The organism is Candidatus Nomurabacteria bacterium, from assembly GCA_023898645.1.
Lineage (GTDB): Bacteria > Patescibacteriota > Saccharimonadia > Saccharimonadales > Saccharimonadaceae > UBA2112.
Map to the genome: position 1 here is coordinate 113,117 of CP060232.1, position 19,087 is coordinate 132,203.

The 19,087-nt window shown below is 46.4% G+C and carries 17 protein-coding genes; 13 read left to right on the forward strand and 4 right to left on the reverse strand.

What is annotated here, in order from left to right; genetic code table 11:
- Window positions 1-24 precede the first annotated feature (24 nt).
- Complete coding sequence (locus H6797_00465; protein USN96663.1) at window positions 25-2,337, forward strand: MMPL family transporter; 2,313 nt, start codon at window positions 25-27, stop codon at window positions 2,335-2,337.
- Between the two features lie 28 nt (window positions 2,338-2,365).
- Here H6797_00465 and H6797_00470 read toward each other — a convergent pair whose 3' ends face one another.
- The gene (locus tag H6797_00470; protein USN96664.1) at window positions 2,366-3,091 is read right to left on the reverse strand and encodes a ZIP family metal transporter; all 726 of its coding nucleotides are present in this window, start codon (window positions 3,089-3,091) and stop codon (window positions 2,366-2,368) included.
- Window positions 3,092-3,156: 65 nt separating this feature from the next.
- On the opposite strand from H6797_00470, the gene H6797_00475 reads away from it, so the two are divergent.
- Window positions 3,157-3,570, forward strand: coding sequence for a transcriptional repressor (locus H6797_00475; protein ID USN96665.1), 414 nt, complete (start codon window positions 3,157-3,159; stop codon window positions 3,568-3,570).
- A 1-nt stretch (window position 3,571) separates the two neighbouring features.
- Here the strand turns inward: H6797_00475 and H6797_00480 are convergent, their stop codons facing one another.
- Window positions 3,572-4,378, reverse strand: a complete 807-nt coding sequence (locus H6797_00480) for a hypothetical protein (GenBank protein ID USN96666.1) — start codon at window positions 4,376-4,378, stop codon at window positions 3,572-3,574.
- A gap of 85 nt (window positions 4,379-4,463) precedes the next feature.
- Between H6797_00480 and H6797_00485 the strand changes: the two genes are divergently transcribed.
- From H6797_00485 to H6797_00500, 4 genes are all read left to right on the forward strand, one after another.
- Window positions 4,464-5,378, forward strand: coding sequence for a magnesium transporter CorA family protein (locus tag H6797_00485; GenBank protein USN96667.1), 915 nt, complete (start codon window positions 4,464-4,466; stop codon window positions 5,376-5,378).
- A gap of 94 nt (window positions 5,379-5,472) precedes the next feature.
- The gene (locus H6797_00490; protein USN96668.1) at window positions 5,473-8,325 is read left to right on the forward strand and encodes a PAS domain S-box protein; all 2,853 of its coding nucleotides are present in this window, start codon (window positions 5,473-5,475) and stop codon (window positions 8,323-8,325) included.
- Window positions 8,326-8,545: 220 nt separating this feature from the next.
- Window positions 8,546-10,126 (forward strand): CHASE domain-containing protein, encoded by a 1,581-nt coding sequence (locus H6797_00495; GenBank protein ID USN96669.1) that lies wholly within the window; start codon window positions 8,546-8,548, stop codon window positions 10,124-10,126.
- A gap of 57 nt (window positions 10,127-10,183) precedes the next feature.
- On the forward strand, window positions 10,184-10,567 hold the full coding sequence (locus H6797_00500; protein USN96670.1) for a response regulator: 384 nt from the start codon (window positions 10,184-10,186) through the stop codon (window positions 10,565-10,567).
- Window positions 10,568-10,615: 48 nt separating this feature from the next.
- Here H6797_00500 and H6797_00505 read toward each other — a convergent pair whose 3' ends face one another.
- Window positions 10,616-11,284: a Crp/Fnr family transcriptional regulator gene (locus tag H6797_00505; protein ID USN96671.1), complete on the reverse strand. Its 669-nt coding sequence runs from the start codon at window positions 11,282-11,284 to the stop codon at window positions 10,616-10,618.
- Window positions 11,285-11,424: 140 nt separating this feature from the next.
- Here H6797_00505 and H6797_00510 point away from each other — a divergent pair, with 140 nt between their 5' ends.
- Window positions 11,425-11,652 carry a hypothetical protein gene (locus tag H6797_00510; protein USN96672.1) on the forward strand — a complete coding sequence of 76 codons (228 nt, stop codon included), beginning with the start codon at window positions 11,425-11,427 and terminating at the stop codon, window positions 11,650-11,652.
- A 26-nt stretch (window positions 11,653-11,678) separates the two neighbouring features.
- Here the strand turns inward: H6797_00510 and H6797_00515 are convergent, their stop codons facing one another.
- Complete coding sequence (locus H6797_00515; protein USN96673.1) at window positions 11,679-12,641, reverse strand: phosphate uptake regulator PhoU; 963 nt, start codon at window positions 12,639-12,641, stop codon at window positions 11,679-11,681.
- A gap of 150 nt (window positions 12,642-12,791) precedes the next feature.
- Here H6797_00515 and pstS point away from each other — a divergent pair, with 150 nt between their 5' ends.
- The 6 genes from pstS (at window position 12,792) to H6797_00545 (ending at window position 18,579) form a co-directional block, all read left to right on the forward strand.
- The gene (pstS, locus tag H6797_00520) at window positions 12,792-13,901 is read left to right on the forward strand and encodes a phosphate ABC transporter substrate-binding protein PstS (protein ID USN96674.1); all 1,110 of its coding nucleotides are present in this window, start codon (window positions 12,792-12,794) and stop codon (window positions 13,899-13,901) included.
- A gap of 81 nt (window positions 13,902-13,982) precedes the next feature.
- The gene (pstC, locus tag H6797_00525) at window positions 13,983-14,903 is read left to right on the forward strand and encodes a phosphate ABC transporter permease subunit PstC (protein USN96675.1); all 921 of its coding nucleotides are present in this window, start codon (window positions 13,983-13,985) and stop codon (window positions 14,901-14,903) included.
- Window positions 14,900-15,760, forward strand: a complete 861-nt coding sequence (gene pstA / locus H6797_00530) for a phosphate ABC transporter permease PstA (GenBank protein ID USN96676.1) — start codon at window positions 14,900-14,902, stop codon at window positions 15,758-15,760. Before pstC ends, pstA begins: the two co-directional genes overlap by 4 nt.
- Before the next feature lie 38 nt (window positions 15,761-15,798).
- Complete coding sequence (pstB, locus tag H6797_00535; GenBank protein USN97093.1) at window positions 15,799-16,542, forward strand: phosphate ABC transporter ATP-binding protein; 744 nt, start codon at window positions 15,799-15,801, stop codon at window positions 16,540-16,542.
- Window positions 16,543-16,612: 70 nt separating this feature from the next.
- The gene (locus tag H6797_00540) at window positions 16,613-16,858 is read left to right on the forward strand and encodes an AbrB/MazE/SpoVT family DNA-binding domain-containing protein (protein ID USN96677.1); all 246 of its coding nucleotides are present in this window, start codon (window positions 16,613-16,615) and stop codon (window positions 16,856-16,858) included.
- A 23-nt stretch (window positions 16,859-16,881) separates the two neighbouring features.
- Window positions 16,882-18,579 (forward strand): MFS transporter, encoded by a 1,698-nt coding sequence (locus H6797_00545; GenBank protein ID USN96678.1) that lies wholly within the window; start codon window positions 16,882-16,884, stop codon window positions 18,577-18,579.
- Window positions 18,580-19,087 lie beyond the last annotated feature (508 nt).

Sequence of the window (19,087 nt, forward strand, 5' to 3'; positions counted from 1 at the left end):
TTCGCCTTGCTACAATGTATGTAGATGCCAAAACACAAAAAATTTCCACGATGGGCGTATACTTTGCTCTCCGCAATTATCGTTGTTGGTTGGGTAGCATTTGCTGGCATCAGTGGGCCTTATTTTGGAAAAATTAGCGATGTTTCCAGTACTGACCTGTCGACGTTTCTACCGAATAGTGCCGAAGCAACAAAGGTCAACGATCAACTAACAAAATTTAGCGATAAAAAAGCAATTCCAGTTATCGTCGTTTATACACACGACGACAAAAAGCTGACTAGTGATGATTTGTCACGAATCTCCAGCGTTGATGAAAGCCTAGCCCAAGTAAAGGGAGTTACTGGCACAGTCTCTCAACCCATACAGTCAGACGACAAAAAAGCAGCCTTTGTCAGCGTGCCGCTTGCGAGCGACGCTGATTTCAACAGCGCCTTTCCGGCAATCAAACAAAAACTTGCAGATTCAAATCTGAAATTTTCATATGTACTTACAGGTCCGGCATCGCTTGCCCATGATTTACAGACAGCTTTTTCAGGTATCGACAGTACGCTACTGCTCGTTGCGCTTGGCGTCGTGTTCTTCATTTTGTTGATTGTGTATCGATCGCCATTTTTGCCAATCATCGTTTTATTTACTGCAATGTCGGCTCTTTCGGTAGCCGTATTTTCGGTGTATCATTTGGCCGACGCAGGCGTTGTGCAGCTAAACGGGCAGGTACAGGGTATACTATTCATCCTTGTCATTGGAGCAGCGACCGACTACTCGCTACTGTACATTTCACGGTATCGCGAAGAGCTTACCTTGCATCGTAAGACATGGGACGCCATGTGGGCAGCATTGAAATCCGCTTACGAACCGATTATTGCAGCCGGCGGTACGGTGACTGCCGGACTGCTTTGCTTGCTGCTGTCTGATTTAAAGTCAAACCAGGCGCTTGGACCGGTCGGCAGCATTGGCGTCGCGTTTTCTGTAGTGGCAACTCTGACGCTACTGCCGGCCTTGTTGTTGCTAGCGGGTAGGACTGCTTTTTGGCCACGACGCCCGAAATTCGTTGAGAAACAAGGCCGCGATGGCTACCTTCGGAATCATCCGGCATGGGCGCGGGTTGGTGCACTGGTGAGGCGTCATCCACGCAGGGTGTGGGCGGCGTGTATAGTTGTCTTGCTTGTAGCTGTTGCGGGTGTTCCACAGCTAAAGGCTGATGGTGTCTCGCAGAGCGACATTGTTCTTGGTAAATCTGAAGCACGTGACGGGCAGGCGATTCTCGACGCGCATTTCCCGAGTGGATCAGGGTCACCAGCCTATGTGGTGGCAAGTCAGGACAAGCTCGATTCTGTCGTAAAGGTGCTTGATGCTGATAAGGGTGTCGCTTCCGTTTACGCGGTGGCAAATGGTGTTGAATCAGGCTCTATGCCTTTGGGTGGCGCTGCCGACACTGTGCTTAACAAGGTCAAGGAGCAGGTGAAACTTCAGCGTTATGATCAGATTTCGGCTATGCACAAACAGTTCGCCGTTCAGATGGCAGGAGTGCCGCAAGCCCAGATGGACGCTGCCTATATAGCTGCCGCTGCAAAACTACCGAGCGTTGATACGATTGCCAAGCAGGCGTATCCTTTTAAAAATGCTACTGTGAAAACCGTAGACGGTGAAGTACTTCTACAAGTTACATTATCTGACCCTGGAGCGTCACTCGCGGCTCGCGATTCGATTGTGCGACTACGCGACAGTGTCAAAAAGGTAGATGCTGGTGCCATCATAGGAGGTACGAGCGCATCACAGTATGATACAAATCAGGCTGCACTTCGTGACATACGGGTAGTTATGCCAGCAATATTGATTGCAATTACATTAATACTAATGCTGCTTTTGCGCGCAATTGTCGCTCCACTTTTGCTCCTTCTGACAACCGTTTTGTCGTTTGGCGCGACTATGGGTATTGCTGCACTTGTCTTTAATAATTTGTGGAAATTCCCAGGAGCCGACCCGGCCGTGATTATCTTTGGCTTCGTGTTCTTGGTAGCGCTCGGCATTGATTACAATATATTCCTGATGACACGTGTCCGTGAAGAGACGATAAAGCACGGCGTGACAGAGGGAACTATAAAGGGGCTAGTTGTGACGGGCGGTGTGATTACTAGCGCCGGTATCGTCTTGGCTGCGACATTCGCATCGCTGAGTGTAATCCCCATTTTGTTCCTAGCTGAAATCGCATTTATCGTCACCTTTGGTGTGCTACTCGATACCATCATCGTGAGGTCATTGCTCGTACCTGCGTTGACACTCGAAATCGGTCGGCTTATGTGGTGGCCGTCTAAGTTGTGGCGAAAAAGCAAGTAATAATTCTTTACGCTGCGAATACTTTTGATTACGCGTAGCGCGTGATAACGAACATGAGGAGGGTGCCAAGTACTGTTAGTAGCAAAGTCACTTTTGACGATTTATGCTCGTGTGCTTGTGGCAAGATGTCACTCGCACCGATGTAGAGTAGAAAGCCGGCAAAGAAGCCGAGATAGAGAACTAATCCAGAGTCTGACAATGTGAATAGAAATGTCGATGCAACACCGAGGACGGGTGCGAGTGCATCGACGAGCAAAAACTTTAATGTTCGTCGGATTGAATTCTTGTGATTGAGCATGAGGCTGACGGTGTTGAGCCCATCGGCAAAATCGTGACCAATGACGGCAATCGCGACGGCAATACCAACGGTTGGACTTACCTGAAAGCCCAGGCCTATGCCGACTCCGTCAAGGAAGCTGTGACCACTGAGTGCCAAGGCTGACAGGATGCCGACTGATGGATGGCGGTGCTGACCATACTCGTTTTCATGCGCGTGGTGTATGAGAAGGTATTTTTCGCTGATATGAAATAGCAAAAAACCGACCGTGAGTGCAATCATGGCTGGTGTCGGGTCGAGGTTTTGTTCATGGATAATGTTAAAAAGCTCCGGCAAAATGTCGAAGGCAATGACGCCTAATATGATGCCGGCAGTGAAGCCGAGTAGCTTGGGGATGTGTTTTTTATGTCGGATACCGACAATGCCACCGGCAAAGGTTGAAAGAAATGTTGCGATACTGAGAAGTATTGGAGTCATTGGATAATCATAGACATAGGCACTATATATTGCAAATATGTCGCAATTTGTGGTAAATTTGCAATATGAATGAGACACTTTCTAGATTGAGCGACATATTAAAGAAAGATGGCTATAGCCTGACGAAACCGCGACGAGCGGTCTTTCAATTCTTATTAGGTAAAGAGCCCGTTACGATGAGTGACATTACTAAGGTACTGATGCCGACGGTTGATCGTGCTAGTGTGTATCGAACTGTCGCATTGTTTCAAGAGCTGGGTATTATACAGCGTCATAACGTAGGTTGGAAATATACGATTGAGCTAAGTGATACCTTTTCTGAACATCATCACCACATAACATGCATTCGTTGTGGAAAGGTGACGTCAATTAACGAAAAGGCATTGGAACGATCAGTAGAAGATCTGGCTCGTCAGTATGGCTACCGGGCAACGGGGCACCAAATCGAGCTTCAGGGTTACTGTGCGGCGTGCGCATGAATTAATTTTTTTTGTCGGTTTGTTTGTGTTGACGATTTCTGATGGTGGTCACGATTTTGCCGACGAGCGCAGCTATTAGCATAATGGCACCTGCCCACGTGACGAACACGAAGTATTGTCCGAGGGCAGACCCAATGTCGTGAGTGAGTATTGGTGGCAGTGAACTAAAGCTGCCTTTGCCGTCATGAGGTGGGTTGAGAAGAAGCAGCGAAAACACAGTACCTGGCAAGCTAATGAAAAAGAGAAGTAGCCCGAGGTTCGACAAGCGCCCCCAACCCGCACTGAAATATGCGACGGCCGCTGCGAACAGTACAGACAGTATGTAAAAGATAGTTAACGGTAACTGAAGTGCGAGGTGTGTACTCGAAGTGAAAAGTCGTAGAAGTGAGGCCTGATTAATGAATTGCTCCCTTTGCTTTTCGGTCTTTGTAAATTGGTCGGCCGCACCTTCGACTCCTTTGTCATAAATGATTTTTGTTAAGGGCAAAAATACTTTGAGTGATATTTCGTTTGGCGTCAGTTTCAGGTCGGCCTTCGTTATGACGACACTTTGCATATACGGAATAGGGTGAATGGCTCCGCCGGCTTGGTCGATCTTCTTTTCGGCCTCCTTTATGTCGATGGAGCCGTCGCGAATGAAATTCATGCCGATGACACTGGCGACGATTTCCGGCGCACGGTCCTTGCTGGTTAGTACAGACGCCACCGACAGTAAGAGGCATGCGATGAGCGATAGCGAAAAGAGGATTCCAAAGATCCATTTTGCGTCGACATGCCAATAAGGTCGGACAGTTGGAAATAGTTTCACGTATGCCATTATAAAGCATAAGCGTTCACTGTCTGAAATCATATCTGTTACAATAGGGGTGAAATGTAACCAATAAGGAGCGCCTATGCTTTCGTATCTTCGCTCAACACAGTACAGGCCGGTAATCAAGCAGCGAGACACGCTGCAGCCCGGTTGTTGGATCCGATCCGAGCGACCTACCGATGACGAACAGAGTCAACTAGTAGAGCTGGGCATTGATCAGGACTTATTGGCCGATGCGCTCGATCCGCACGAGGTTCCACGTGTTGAACTGGAGGATGGCTGGACGTACTTTCTAACGCGGCTGCCAGATACCGATGACGATTTTAACGATTTCACGACGCCGATCGTGTTTGCTTTAGGTCCGCAATATATTGTGACTGTCAGTCGTGATAGCTTAGGTCGCTTGTGGCAGCCGTTTATCGACAACGTCAAGGCTCCGACGACACAAAAAACGAAGTTATTCATGATGATGCTTGAGGCCGTTATCCGGCAATACGAAACGCGGGTTGCTTCAATCAACCGCCAGATGCGCGCGACTACCAGTGACGTTCGCTCGCTCGGTTCTAAAGACATCATGACGATTACCGAGTATGAACGAAAGCTTAATGATTACCTTGACGCGCTTCAACCAACAAATTCAGCGCTAGAGAAGATATTGGGCGGTCGTCTGCTACCACTTTACGAAGATGACCGCGACTTGGTCGAAGACTTGTCGATTGAATTTGAGCAGCTGATTGCTCGTTGCAAAAGTCTTTTGCGTACCATCACGAACGTTCGTGACTCATACCGTGCCGTTATGGACACGCGGCTAAACGAAACAATTCGTTTGCTTACTGTTATTACGCTGGCATTTACAGTTCCCATGATGATATCTGGTATATACGGCATGAACGTTTCCATACCGGGCGAGCATGAACCCTATGCTTTTTGGATAATCATCATCGTTAGCATTGTGCTGTCGGGCTCGCTTGCACTTTATTTCCTTCGCAAAAAATAAGTCTACTAATATGCAAGTAGGTTGACACGTTTGCAAAAACTTGTCTTAAGTGGTATAATTTAGCTTAAGATAGTTTGAGGTAGTTTTGGATAGTATGAGTCACCAAACAGTCAACAACGTGTTTCTTGATTGCCAACAAGCGGCGGATTATTTGAGTGTCAGTGTTAAAACAATTCGACGATGGGCTCAATCGGGTAAATTAAAGGGTAAAAAAGTCGGTTCTCGAGGCGACTGGCGTTTTACGCACGACCAACTTGATCAACTGGTGCACGGGCAAGAAGACGATTACGAAATTGTTAAACAGTTTTTGCATCAGCACGCATCTGACATAGAACGATTGGCTATCGAAAAATATCACACCTACCTCAGCGAAATTAATCTCTCGAGTAATAATATTGGGAAAAACAGTCGCTTTCATGTAGAAATAATTAAATCGCTTGCAGACAATTTGAAAAATGAAGCGGAAGGAATGAAGAAGTTTGACAAGTTAGGTAGACGGCTTGCTACATCTTCACTAGAAAAGGGATTGACCGTTCAAGAAGTGCACGACGGTATAAGGTTCCTGAAGCGGGCTATGTGGGAAATGGTGGAAAATTCAAAAGAGAATAAACACCTGACGCTTGCTGACATCTATTCATTGAAAAAGATTTTTTCTACGTATAAAGATATCCTTACCTCAAAAATATTAATTGCATATCAGGACAATTATCAGCAGGCACAAAAGGCACTGGAATATGGTGAAGAAAAATTTGCCAAGATGTTTCATGTTAGTCCTGTGGCTATGACGTTGAGCCGGGCTTCAGACGGGGAAATTATTGACGTAAATGAATGCTATCTCGAAATGATGGATTGCAAACGATTAGACGTCGTAGGGCACAGTGTTGTCGAGCTGGACGGAGAAAGTGGTCACATTGCTTCTAAGCGACTGCAACAACTCAAAGCGATCGGGTACGCAAAAAAGCGAACGGAATTTGAAACAGAAATAGTAACAAAAACAGGAATGCGCAGACGAATTCGAGGCGCGTATATAGCCTTGAAGATTAACGGTGAAAAACACATTATTACGTCTCACTTTGACGTTACGGAGCAATTAAAAGTCGAAGGACGAAACCAATATCTTGCGGCGCTGACGACTAACATTGCCGATGCCGTGGTTAGCCTTGATAACAAGCACAACGTAGTCTCGTGGAATAAAGGTGCCGAGAAGCTTTATGGCTGGAAAAAAGAGGAAGTTATAGGGAAAAAACTTTCAAGCTTATTGCATCAAAGGCCAGTAAGCGGGATTACCCTAAAAGAGCTTCGACAAGTCGTAGCCGACAAAGGTGTTTGGCGCGGTGAGTCTGTTCATCGTAGGAAGGACGGCTCGTCTGTAGACGTAAACACGTCGGCCGCATCTATAAAAGATGAAAACGGTAAGATTATTGGTCGAGTTGCAGTGTATCGCGACATTAGTGCTCGCAAGCAGGCCGAGCGTTCGCTGGCAGAACGTGAAACGCGATATCGTCTGCTGTTTGATTCGATTGCTGCAGGTTTTTGTGTGGTTGAAGTGTTAGAAAACAAACAAGGAAAGGCGTATGATTACCGTTTTCTTGAAGTTAACCCTGCTTACGAGAAAATGGTCGGAGTTTCTAATATGCAAGGCAAAACTTTACAACAGTTAACCCCAGCTGTATCTGATAAATGGGTAGATGTAGCCGCGGGTGTTGCAGTGACAGGCAAAGACAGTCACGTTACCAGTTATTCGAGCTCAGTAGATAAATGGTTTGATGTGCACGTAATGAAGGTAGGAACGGGGAATGATAAAACGGTAGCTCTTTTGGTTCGGGATGTCACCGAACATAAAAACATCGAGCAAGAGCGAGAAGTATCTATGAAAAAGATTATTAGTACACTTGAATCTATCAGTGATGCGTTTTTTCAGGTAGACGAAGAAGGCAATATCGTGCTAGTGAACGATGAATTTGTTCGCATGTCACGCATATCTAGGAAAAAGGCCCTTAGTAGTAATATAAAAAACGTGTTTTCTAGCGAAAGCTGGTTCCCGAAAAGGTATGAAATGTTTCAAAAGGTTATGGCGACAGGGCGGTCGGTGCACTATGTTGATTATTATGAGCGAAGGAAAATATGGGTTGATGTCCGAGCGTACCCTACGGAAGGTGGGGTGTCGTGGTTTATCAAAGATATAACTCAACAAAAAGTTGCTGAAGAAAAACAAATAATGCTGACAAAGCTGTCTTTGGAGCGCGAAGAGCTGATTAAAATTGGTAGAGTTAAAGACGAATTTATCGGAATCGCCTCGCACCAATTGCGTACTCCAGCCACGGCCGTCAAGCAATATATAGGCATGTTGCTTGCTGGTTTTGGCGGCACTTTGAACGACGACCAAAGACAGTATCTGGAGACGGCATATGCAAGCAACGAACGCCAGATAAAGCTGATTAACGACTTACTAAAAACGGCACAAATCGATGCGGACACATATTCACTAAGTCGAAGTACACAGCACATTGCACCACTGCTTAAAAGTGCGGTTTTGTCGCACAAGCCTTACCTAGATAATCGACAACAGATTGTTGTCGTGAAGGATCAAAGTGACGGAGCAGAAGCAGATATCGACCCTATAGAAATAGATCTTGTTTTTGCAAATCTGCTAGAGAATGCCAGTAAATATAGTCCTAAAAAAAGTAAGATTACAGTAGCACTACAACGCGAAGCAGACGTTCTTCGTATATCATTCTCAGACGAAGGTATTGGTATTCGCAAAGAAGACCAGGGCAAGATTTTTGACAAATTTACGCGAGTGCACAATGAGCATTCCGACGCAGTGAGTGGCACTGGCCTGGGACTTTACTGGGTCAGGCAAATCGTACAAATGCATGGCGGTACGGTGACCGTGTCGTCAAGATTACACAAAGGTTCAACCTTTACGGTAACGCTGCCGTTATGAATCTACCCGTATATCGTGAGCGCCTCGAACCGACAGCGCAAGAGAATTTGACCCAATCTATAAACTGTTTTATAATAAGTATAAGTAGTAACTAATGGTGAAGAAGCGAAATTTTAAAAGATCTGTAGCTAATGTATGGTCGCGCGTTAGGTCGCGTTGGCCAGCTTTATCGTACAGTGCTTTACCACTTATAGTGCTGGCTGGTTTTTCAATTACAGGCGTGGTGGGGTACGTTTATGTCTCCGCTAACTTAAATCAATCACGCACACTTTCAACTCGTCAGCAGTTTAAAGATAATTTCCAACGCATTTCGATAGAACTCGACGCATACGCAAATTTGCTTAGAGGTGGTGCGGCCGAGATGCAGGGGGGAAGTGGCACTGAAGGTGCGTGGAGTGATTTCATCGCAGTTTACAAACTAAGAAAGAATTTTCCGGCTCTCGAAGCAATTGCCGTATCTAAAGGGACGGCGCTTCAGGAAACGACGTATGCGTATATAACGCCGCTGACGGTGTATACAAAACAGTTAATCGGTGTGAATCCTGCTCAAAATCCTACCGTAAAAACCGCTATGGAGGAATCTTTACAGACAGACAGCACCACATTGGCGGGACCAATACACAATGTGCTTACAACAAAAAACATAAAAGGTGTCCCTGCTGGAGTAAATGGATTTTATTTGGTTAAACCCTACTATAACAATGAGATGCCTCATGATACGTATGAGCAGCGCAGTAATGCATTACGAGGCTTTACCATTGCTATGTTCCGAGGCGATGTATTTTTTAATGAGATTTACAAAAATATCGATCTAAATAACAAGGGACTTGCAGTATACCTGGACGATCCCGTACCGGAAAATCTCATGTACGATTCGGATCGTACTAGTGAAGCAAGTAAAACTACTAACGAGCAGAGGATTACACTGTACGGTCGAACAATCACCATTGTGTATACGCAAGATACATCAAAAATTGTGCCGTTTTCGGAAACATACTTGCCGGAGTACCTGTTGTTTATCGGGTTAAGTCTCGGCGTTTTCGTAAGTCTATTGTCTGGCTATATGCTTAGAAATCGTTATCGCATGCTCATGACACAAAAGGAGAGGGATGTTAATTTTGCCAAAGACGAATTGTTGTCATTGGCATCGCACCAGCTTCGGACACCGGCAACGGGCGTGAAGCAATATCTGGGTATGGTTCTGCAAGGCTTTTCCGGTGACATCAGTGAGCAGCAGCGAAAATACCTAGAGCAGGCGTATAGAAGCAATAACCGTCAACTGCACATCATTAACGATATTTTACACTTGGCTAAGCTAGAGTCCGGACGAATTGTACTCGCGGAGCACAAATTTGATTTTGCCATCATGATACGGGAGGTGGTAGATGAGCAACAAAGTGATGCTGATAACGGCGGTATTTCATTGAAATTGACAGCACCATCCAAAGGTCTGATGATCGGCGATAGTCACATGTTACGCATGGTAGTCGAGAACCTCGTAAGTAATGGAATAAAATACACGCCGTCCGGAGGAGTTGTGTCGATACGGCTGGTGCGACGAGGAGCACATTGGGTGTTGATGGTGAAAGATACGGGCGTTGGTATAGCCAAAAATGATCTGAAAAAGTTATTTAAGCAGTTTAGCCGCATAGTGAACCCGCGAAGTGATTTCGTGACTGGTACTGGCATAGGTTTATATCTGGCGCATCATCTGGTTGTCCTTCATGGTGGTACGATTAGCGTGTCGTCCGACGAGGGTAAGGGTTCTACGTTTGTTGTTCGTCTTCCTCGTAAGATGTGAGAATTTATATCATTGAAGGTAACGAATGCGGTATACTGGAATATAGTGGAGAAATAAATGACGAGTACAAATGACACACGATCGATCTTAGTTGTAGAGGATGAACCCGAACTAGCGGAAATTTACCGAGTACTATTGGCGCAAGCCGGGTACGACGTCACCGTTATGCATAATGGCAAAGACGCACTGAAATATACGTCTGAAAAATCACCTGATTTGATTTTGCTAGACCTTCGAATGCCAATTATGGACGGAGTCGAGTTTTTGAAGAAGTACGAATTGAAGGATAAGCACCCTAAAGTAAAGGTGGTGGTGTTTAGTAATTATGATATGCAAGACGAAATTGACGATGCATACCGATTAGGCGCAGAGCGATACGTGCTCAAGGCTTGGGCGTCACCCAAGGAATTACTTCAGATCGTCAAAGACAGCATTGGCTAGATATAAAAACACCTTTCGTACGCGAAGGTGTTTTTGTTTATGCATTCACTAACTCTGTAGTCGTAGTCCGCGGAAGCTTTCATCGCCTAGTCGGCGCTCTAGTTCTGCGCGGTTAATGGTATAGCCCTTGCTGTCATAATCAATAATCTTTTTGCGTTTAAGACGACCCAGCTCTACTGTGGTTGTTTCTCGGGTGAGCCCCATTAGGCTACCGAGAGTCGTGTGAGTTAGCCGTAGGTTGACGCGATAGACGCCTGGCGCTGTCTGCTTGCCATAACGGAACATTAGGTAGTACATCATCAAAAGTAGCTTTTCTGCAGCGCGTGACTGCTCTAAAGCGGTCACCTGCATAATCAGGCCCGTATAACCAGTCGCGAAATAATCGAACATGTATTGTTTTACCTCGGGATTTTTTTCCATGAGGTCGAGCAACACGGGTTTTTCAACAGTGAGTACTTCGGAATCTTCCATGGCTTCATAGTAAAAAAGCGTGCTTGAGGTTTTGCCGAATAGCCACGACGCAGGAAATACATCACCCTTGGTTCGGAAACCGGCGATTTGTTCCTCGCCAAAGTTACCAAGGCGATACACTTTGAAGACTCCAGAGAGTACGATATAGACCTGCCTAGGAACCTCGCCCTGATAAATCAAAATAGAACGTTTCTTTACGGCACGTCTTGTCGATTGGGTTGGAAGAAGGTCTGCTATACTTTCCACACTCTTATACTACCACTTTCAGCGGCTCCTGAATATTGCAGTTGCAAAAGAGTAAGATAAATTACAGCTTCATATTCACTGAAAATGTACGATAGTACGTAGCCTGACGTGAGTCAGTGGAGAATTTAGAAGGAGACGCGATGCGAGCAAATGCAGACCATGACACTGTCGATGATAAGATCCACCATTTTATGGCACGGAAATCTCCACTCAGGACGCTAAGTAAGATGGTTGCCGATCGCCTGGCAGTGGCTCCGATGAGCGCTGGACGTAGCGATGACGGTATGACATACGAAGTGGCAGAGTGGCATCAAAAACGGTCATCATATCCATTACGAAAAGTAATGCTGAAAGTAAAGACGCTCTAAGGGGCGTCTTTTACACATGTACGATTTTAATCATTTTGGCGAACGCTTACCAGGTAGTCAATCATGCGTTCGGCAATATTCATGACATACCCTCGTAGCCGATCAAGACTGTCTTCGACGATGGCTCCTTCGTATGACTGTTTCATTCTCTTTGAACTGAAAATAAGTTGTTCAAGCTCATGATCTTTATCTAGGATTGCATGCGCTTTGTCTATGTCAAAGTGGAGAAGCATCGTTTCGGTATCTTGCAGTAATTGCTCCGCACCTTTTTTGATGGAAGAAAAACTATGAGACAACTGTACGGGCTCGGTTCGGTCGTTTCCTGCTAGCTCGGCAATTTTGACGGCGTGGTCGCCAATACGTTCGATTTGTCCGGCGATGCTGCGATAAAAATCGGCTTTGGCAACGTCGTTATCGATCTTGCCGCCGAGAACTTGTTGGAAGTGACGTTTGATAGCATAGACAATTTTGTTAACTTCGTGGTCGCGTTGTATGATGTCGGTCGCTAATTCTTTGTCGCCGTCTTGCGCAGCAACTAAAGCGTCCTCGAACATGCTACGTACCATCTGAAAGACGCCAATTGTGTTTTCAGGAATCGAAAATGACATTTCGTTGAGCAGAGTGCGAGCAACGATAGTGTCAGATGTTTCTCGTACGATTTCAAACCCGAAAAATAAACGAATTGTCTGTCTGATGATTTGATTTTGTTCGGAAGTAATACGTTTGCTGGCTAGCTCAATACGGTCGGCGCCGGCTATATACGAACCAATCATTTCTCGTTCAATCCAACTACTGCTCTTGCCGTCGAGATCGAAGCGATAAATCAAATCACGCTTGGTTCTTGATGCCGGCTGTATGGTTAATCCGCCTTTAGTCTCGTTAACAAACACCTCGTCTTTGCTACGGAGCGCCCATCGGTCTACCCAGGATTTAGGTAGTGTTAGCGTCAAGCTGCTTCCACCAGTTGCCTGTAATTTTCGTTTCTTCATAATTTATATATATATCAAACTGTTAATTAATGCTACTTATTTGTAATTTTTACAGCGGTAGATAAAAAAGCGTTGACAGCAAGACGACGGCGATATAATTTGTATATATAAATTACATTTAATATATATTTTTCATATATAGGAGGGTGCATGAGTAAAAACACGGGGATGATTTCTGGCGTTATCGCGGTAATCGTAGTAGCGGCTGGGTTACTAGTTTTGACGAACAATAAATCAGACACAGACACAAACAAGAGCAACACGGCAGTAACCGTAACGGGCGCTGGTTCTACGTTTGCCGCTCCGGTTTATGGCCAGCTAGGCAAGGAATACAAAGACAAGAAAAACGTTACTATCAACTATCAGTCGGTCGGTTCTGGTGCTGGTGTAGCGCAATTTATCGCGAACACGGTGAATTTCGGTGGCACTGATGTTGCTCTGAAAGATTCAGAAGTGAGTCAAGCAAAAGTACACGGTGACCCGCTTAATATACCAGTATCGTTTGGTGCAATTACCGTGTCTTATAACTTGCCGGGCGTGAAAAGTGGTCTGAAACTCGATGGCTCGACAGTTGCCGACATATACATGGGTAAGATTACTAAGTGGAACGATTCTGCGATAACTACGTTAAATCCAGGCGTATCTCTACCTGACATGGCAATATCGCCAGTATATCGTTCAGATTCATCAGGTACTACGGCACAACTTACTACATTCCTCGCTGACGAGAGTTCTGATTGGAGCTCACAGATTGGTAGCGACAAAACAGTCAAGTGGCCGGCAGGTACTGGTTCGAAAGGTAATGACGGCGTTGCCGCTACGACGAGCCAAACAGTTGGAGCGCTTGGTTACGTCGAACTGGCATACGCATTGCAAAATAATTTCACCGTTGCTTCGGTCAAAAATAAAATGGGCGAATATGTTGCTCCGTCGCTCGATACTACGTCGAAAGCTGGCGATAACTTACCGAATCTACCCGAAGATTTACGATTCACTTCGATTGATTCACCGGCTGAAGGTGCGTATCCGATTGCATCTCCAACATTCATCGTTACGTATCAGGATGTCTGCAAGGCTGGAGCTGTTAAAAACGCGAACGAGGCTGGGGCTTTGAAAGGCTGGCTGGGTTACATACTGGGCGAAGGCCAGGTAAGTATGAAAAAGTTAGAGTACGCGCCACTAGCACCAAGCTTGCTAAAAAAAGCTCAAGCAAAGGTTGATAGTATGACATGCAACGGTTCTGCGATTCAGGCAAGGTAGCAGAACGTGCCGGTTACCGAGTCAGTGTTTGTCGAACTTCGAACCCGTGTCGCATATGCGACACGGGTTTGGAGCGGCGATATGTTAATTCGCCGTGCTTTGCAATTTGTGGCTGTGGCCATCTTGGTTGTAATCGGTTATTTTTTTGTCCAGTTGATAGCCGCGTCATTGCCCGTGTTTGCCAAGATGAGTGTCGTAGGGTTCGTCTTTGAAAATAACTGGGATGTAGCACACGCGGTGTTCGGCGCCCTGCCACTTGTTGTCGGAACGGTAATTACGTCGGCTATTGCGCTAGTTATAGGCGTTCCTGTTGCAGTTGCGGCAGCACTCTTTATCACCGAGTTAGCTCCGGTGCGGATGCGAGGCGTGCTGGCGCTGCTACTCGACTTGCTGGCTGCCATTCCGTCGGTTATTTACGGTTTATGGGGAGTTTTTATTTTGATTCCCACGTTAAAGCCGGCAGAAGAATGGGTGGCGGCAACATTCCACTACGTGCCGTTTATAGGCGGAACGGTCATTGGTCCGAATTATTTCGTTGCAGGTTTGATACTCGCGATTATGATCGTACCAATTGTATCTGCGATTTCACGTGAGGTATTAGCGACAGTGCCGTTAGCAGAAAAGGAAGCCGCTCTGGCACTTGGCGCCACTCGATGGGAGATGATTCAGCTAGCCGTACTGCCGCATGCAAGGCCTGGTATTGTCAGTGCTTCGATGCTTGGATTGGGCCGTGCGATTGGTGAAACAATCGCCGTCACCTTAGTCATCGGCAACGCTGCAGTCATAGGAGGCAGTCTGTTTTCTCAGGGATATACTTTGGCTGCTGTGATTGCTAATGAATTTGGCGAGGCGGGTGTAGGCACCATACACGCGTCAGCATTGATTGCTGCTGGGCTGATATTGTTTGTCATGACGCTCGTTATAAATGGCGTTGCGCGAGCCGTGGTGTTGCAACGTACACAAAAACACAGTGGCTCCATAGCAGACAGGGTGGTGGCATGAGCGTACTAGGAGTTGTGTCGGCTAGGCGACGTTGGACAAGTCGGATTCTGCACGGTGTGCTCATGACTGGTTTGATAGTAGCACTTACGCCGCTTGTTTTGGTGTTGGCATACGTTCTTGCGCGTGGATTGCCAGCGTTGAATCTGGAATTTTTTACGACTGATCCGACCGGTGCGTTTTTTGGCGACCAAGGAGGTATCCGCAGTGCGATAGTGGGTACACTTGAAATCGTTGGGCTGGCGATGTTGGTTTCCGTGCCAATTGGCATTGCGTTAGCTGTATATTTGAATGAAATTGGACGTCAGTCACGGATGGCTGTTGCTGTCCGATATTGCATCGACGTTATGACTGGTGTGCCGTCGATTGTTTTTGGTCTATTTATCTATACGGTTTTTGTTGTTGGCGGCATGGCTGCTGGCTTTGCCGCATGGAAAGGTGCCGTTGCACTCAGTCTGCTCATGCTGCCCATCGTAACGCGAGCGGGTGAGGTAAGTCTGGCGATGGTGCCAGATACGCTTCGCGAGGCGGCGCTGGCACTTGGTGCACCACGTTGGAAAGTTATTGGATATGTCGTGTTGCCATCTGCATTGCCTGGCATGATGACAGGCGGCTTATTGGCAATCGCGCGAGCGGCTGGCGAAACAGCTCCGCTATTATTTACCGTACTTGGCGCACAGGTGACGACGTTTGCTCTAGACCAGCAAATGAATGCATTGCCGCTACAGATATTTAACGATGTACGTCAACCAAGTAGCGCACTCGTGACTAGAGCGTGGGGTGGGGCGTTGACGCTTATATTATTGATTTTACTCGTAACGATAATTGCGCGCCTTAGCGCCAGGAGGATACGTTTATGATGACGAAAAAAAGTACGAATCAAGTAAAGGGTTTGGCGATGGGTGTTCATAATCTTCAGGCTTACTATGGTAATGCGGAGGCTGTTAAGAGTGTGTCGGTCGACTTTTTGCCAAATCAGATTACTGCGTTAATCGGGCCTTCGGGTTGCGGCAAGTCGACGCTTGTACGTTGTCTGAATAGGATGCACGAGGAGATTCCCGGTACGTTCGTAAAAGGCAGGGTTCTACTTGACGGTCAAGATATTTACGACGATAGGATTGATCCGGTTGCGGTGCGACGGACGGTCGGCATGGTTTTTCAAAAGCCGAACCCGTTTCCGACAATGTCGATTATCGAGAATGTTATGGCTGGGCCGCGCTTGTCTGGCGGTAATTCAGAAGATCTACGTAATCGGGCAGAGCGAGCATTAAAAGACGCTGGTTTGTGGGAAGAGGTTAAGCATAAATTGAACCGCCCAGCATCTGGCTTGTCTGGCGGTCAACAGCAACGTTTGTGTATTGCTCGCGCAATTGCACTTGAGCCAGAAGTGCTGCTGATGGATGAGCCATGTTCGGCGCTTGACCCAGTGTCAACGCGGCGTGTCGAAGAATTAATCATGAAGCTCAAAAATCGTTTCACGGTTGTGTTGGTGACGCACAATTTACAGCAGGCAGTGAGGGTAGCAGATCGGACGGCGTTTATGTTAGACGGTGAACTTATAGAAATTGCGCCTACTAAAAAACTTTTCGAAAAACCCAAAGATTACCGTACAAAGGAGTATGTGACCGGACGTTTCGGCTGATAAAATTCAATTCATACTTGACATACTTTTCATACTTTTGCTAATCTTGCTTGGAAAGGCAAGACTCTTTATGCACCCAAGCAACAAGAAACTATATGGCACGGCAACAATTGGCAGTAAAGGCCAAGTCGTCATACCAGCTGAGGCTCGCGAAGAGTTGAATTTGCGACCAGGTGACCGACTTTATGTCGTGAGTGCCGGTGCGGGTGGCGTCGTTTTCCTGAAAGAGGAAATGTTGGAAAACATCGTCGACCAAATGTCGCAACAGGTAGAGGGTTTCCGCGAGTACAAGAAGTACGGACGTAAAGAAAAATAACAAAACGGTAAAGTGGAGAACGTATGCACCATCATTTAGAGCTGCGCACAAAAGTGATCATTATGCTGTCTGTCATGGCCAGCATGTTTTTGGTAGCGCTAGACCAAACAATCATTTCGACGGCGCTTGGCAAGATCGTCGAAGAATTTAACGCGTTTGATTCACTTAGTTGGATCGTGACGGCATATCTACTGACAACGACCATAACGGTTCCGATCGCTGGTAAAATGTCTGACTTGTTCGGTCGTCGGACTGTGCTGCTAATAGGTGTGGCTGTATTTGCCACCGGGTCGCTAATGTCAGGTATGGCAGGTAGTGTCGAGCAGCTCGTTGTGTGGCGAGCGTTCCAGGGTATCGGCGGCGGTATCATTACTGCGAATGCCTTTACTATCATCGGCGACTTGTTTGCAGCTCGCGAGCGTGGCCGATGGCAGGGTATGATTGGCGCGGTATTTGGTTTGTCGTCACTTGTAGGGCCGCTGCTTGGAGGTTGGTTAACTGATCCGCACAATATACTTGGTCTGACGACTAACTGGCGCTGGACACTGTGGATAAATGTACCGATAGGTATTGCGGCGTTCGCCATTATCGCAATCTTTTGTCCGCCATTGAAGCGCGACAAGAAGCCAGTCGTTGATTATGCCGGAGCGGCCCTGTTGACTATTGCCTTGGGTACATTAGTACTTGCAGTTGATAACACGGATCAGATATTTAAGGGTCTGCTGGACAATACGAGCCTAACTCTCGTTAGTCTGCGTGTAATCATGTACTCTATCGTTGCCGTTTCTGTAGCTGCATTTGTGATGGTTGAGCGACGAGCGAAAGAGCCGATTCTTCCGCTTCGATTCTTCCGTAATCGTAATTACGTGTTAATTATGGGTATCGCTACATTGTTTGGCGCAGGATTCTTGGGATCGATCCTGTACCTTACACAGTTTAATCAGCAGGTATTTGGCGCTTCGGCAACACAATCTGGTTTGATGTTGTTGCCAATGGTAGTTGGACTTATGATTACGGCTATCACGTCGGGTCAGCTTATATCACGAACTGGTAAATACAAGATATTTATGCAGGCCGGTATCGTATTAGCAACGGTGATGGTGGCTATGTTGACAACACTGACGCCAGATACCAAGTATGTCTACGAAGGGTTCCTGATGCTTCTGCTGGGTGCCGGACTTGGTGTTGTGATGCCAGTCATGAGCCTTGCGGTTCAAAACGAATTTGAGCAACACGACCTTGGTGTCGCGACAAGCTCTAGTCAATTGTTCCGTAGTCTTGGATCAACAATCGGAATTGCGATCTTTGGCGCATTACTGACCGCAGGATTAACGAACAGCCTTATTGGTATTCAGGATGACGCTTACCTTCAGGCTCTCAAGAAGAATCCAGAGGCAAGTAAGATTGGTAACTTTAATGACTCTAATACACTTCTGACACTTAATATGCCTGATCTGAAAAACAAGATTACAGACGGCTTTAACGCGGGAATAAATAGTCAACCAAACTTGCCAGCACCAGTTAAGCAACAGGCGACAGAGAACTTTAAAAAAGAGCAGGCAGCGTATAGCGACAAGATCATAACTGCCTTTAGTGACAGTTTGCGCCGGCTATTCTTGGTATCGGCATTGTTAATGTTCGTCGCCACAATCCTAGTATTTATGATAAAGGAAAAGGAACTCAAGGCAGCTTCTCCCGATCAAGCACCAGGCGTTGCGTAGTAGAACAAATGAATAGCTTAAAAACCTCTCCGTGCAAAATGGGGAGGTTTTTAAATTGAAATTAACGCTTGCGCTTTAAACAGATTGATTGCGTAGCCATAAGCATGACCCCTGTTAATTGTATTGACACGAAAGCCTCCAACTGCTAAGATTGTCTATGTGTTTCGCGCCAAAAACGAACAATAGTAATTAAAGGTCGAGAGTGGCGCGAAGATAAGTGTGTTAGAAAGTAAGGGAGTAAATAAACCTCATGCCAATAGCCATCAAGTTTGTCGCCAGTCGGCGCAAGCAGATAGCAGTGGATGTGGTGCCTGCCGAATGGCAACTGTATATCGCTCATTAAAAAGGAAGGGCATACCCTTCCAATCATCTATCGAAGTGAATTCGACAGATGATTTCCATCCCCTGAAGGCCATGCCAGGCATGGCTGCTCTAAGCAAAGACTGCTGAGAGACGAGGGCTAAAGTAGAATAAAAACCGCTCCAAGGCACCGGAGCGGTTTTCATTT

Excerpts from the sequence above, each read along its gene's own strand:
- pstC (USN96675.1), top strand. The coding sequence starts at position 13,983 with ATGTTAATTCGCCGTGCTTTGCAATTTGTGGCTGTGGCCATCTTGGTT.
- pstA (USN96676.1), top strand. The coding sequence starts at position 14,900 with ATGAGCGTACTAGGAGTTGTGTCGGCTAGGCGACGTTGGACAAGTCGG.
- H6797_00510 (USN96672.1), top strand. The coding sequence starts at position 11,425 with ATGCGAGCAAATGCAGACCATGACACTGTCGATGATAAGATCCACCAT.
- H6797_00475 (USN96665.1), top strand. The coding sequence starts at position 3,157 with ATGAATGAGACACTTTCTAGATTGAGCGACATATTAAAGAAAGATGGC.
- H6797_00490 (USN96668.1), top strand. The coding sequence starts at position 5,473 with ATGAGTCACCAAACAGTCAACAACGTGTTTCTTGATTGCCAACAAGCG.
- H6797_00500 (USN96670.1), top strand. The coding sequence starts at position 10,184 with ATGACGAGTACAAATGACACACGATCGATCTTAGTTGTAGAGGATGAA.
- pstB (USN97093.1), top strand. The coding sequence starts at position 15,799 with ATGGGTGTTCATAATCTTCAGGCTTACTATGGTAATGCGGAGGCTGTT.
- H6797_00470 (USN96664.1), bottom strand. The coding sequence starts at position 3,091 with ATGACTCCAATACTTCTCAGTATCGCAACATTTCTTTCAACCTTTGCC.
- H6797_00485 (USN96667.1), top strand. The coding sequence starts at position 4,464 with ATGCTTTCGTATCTTCGCTCAACACAGTACAGGCCGGTAATCAAGCAG.
- pstS (USN96674.1), top strand. The coding sequence starts at position 12,792 with ATGAGTAAAAACACGGGGATGATTTCTGGCGTTATCGCGGTAATCGTA.
- H6797_00545 (USN96678.1), top strand. The coding sequence starts at position 16,882 with ATGCACCATCATTTAGAGCTGCGCACAAAAGTGATCATTATGCTGTCT.
- H6797_00540 (USN96677.1), top strand. The coding sequence starts at position 16,613 with ATGCACCCAAGCAACAAGAAACTATATGGCACGGCAACAATTGGCAGT.
- H6797_00515 (USN96673.1), bottom strand. The coding sequence starts at position 12,641 with ATGAAGAAACGAAAATTACAGGCAACTGGTGGAAGCAGCTTGACGCTA.
- H6797_00465 (USN96663.1), top strand. The coding sequence starts at position 25 with ATGCCAAAACACAAAAAATTTCCACGATGGGCGTATACTTTGCTCTCC.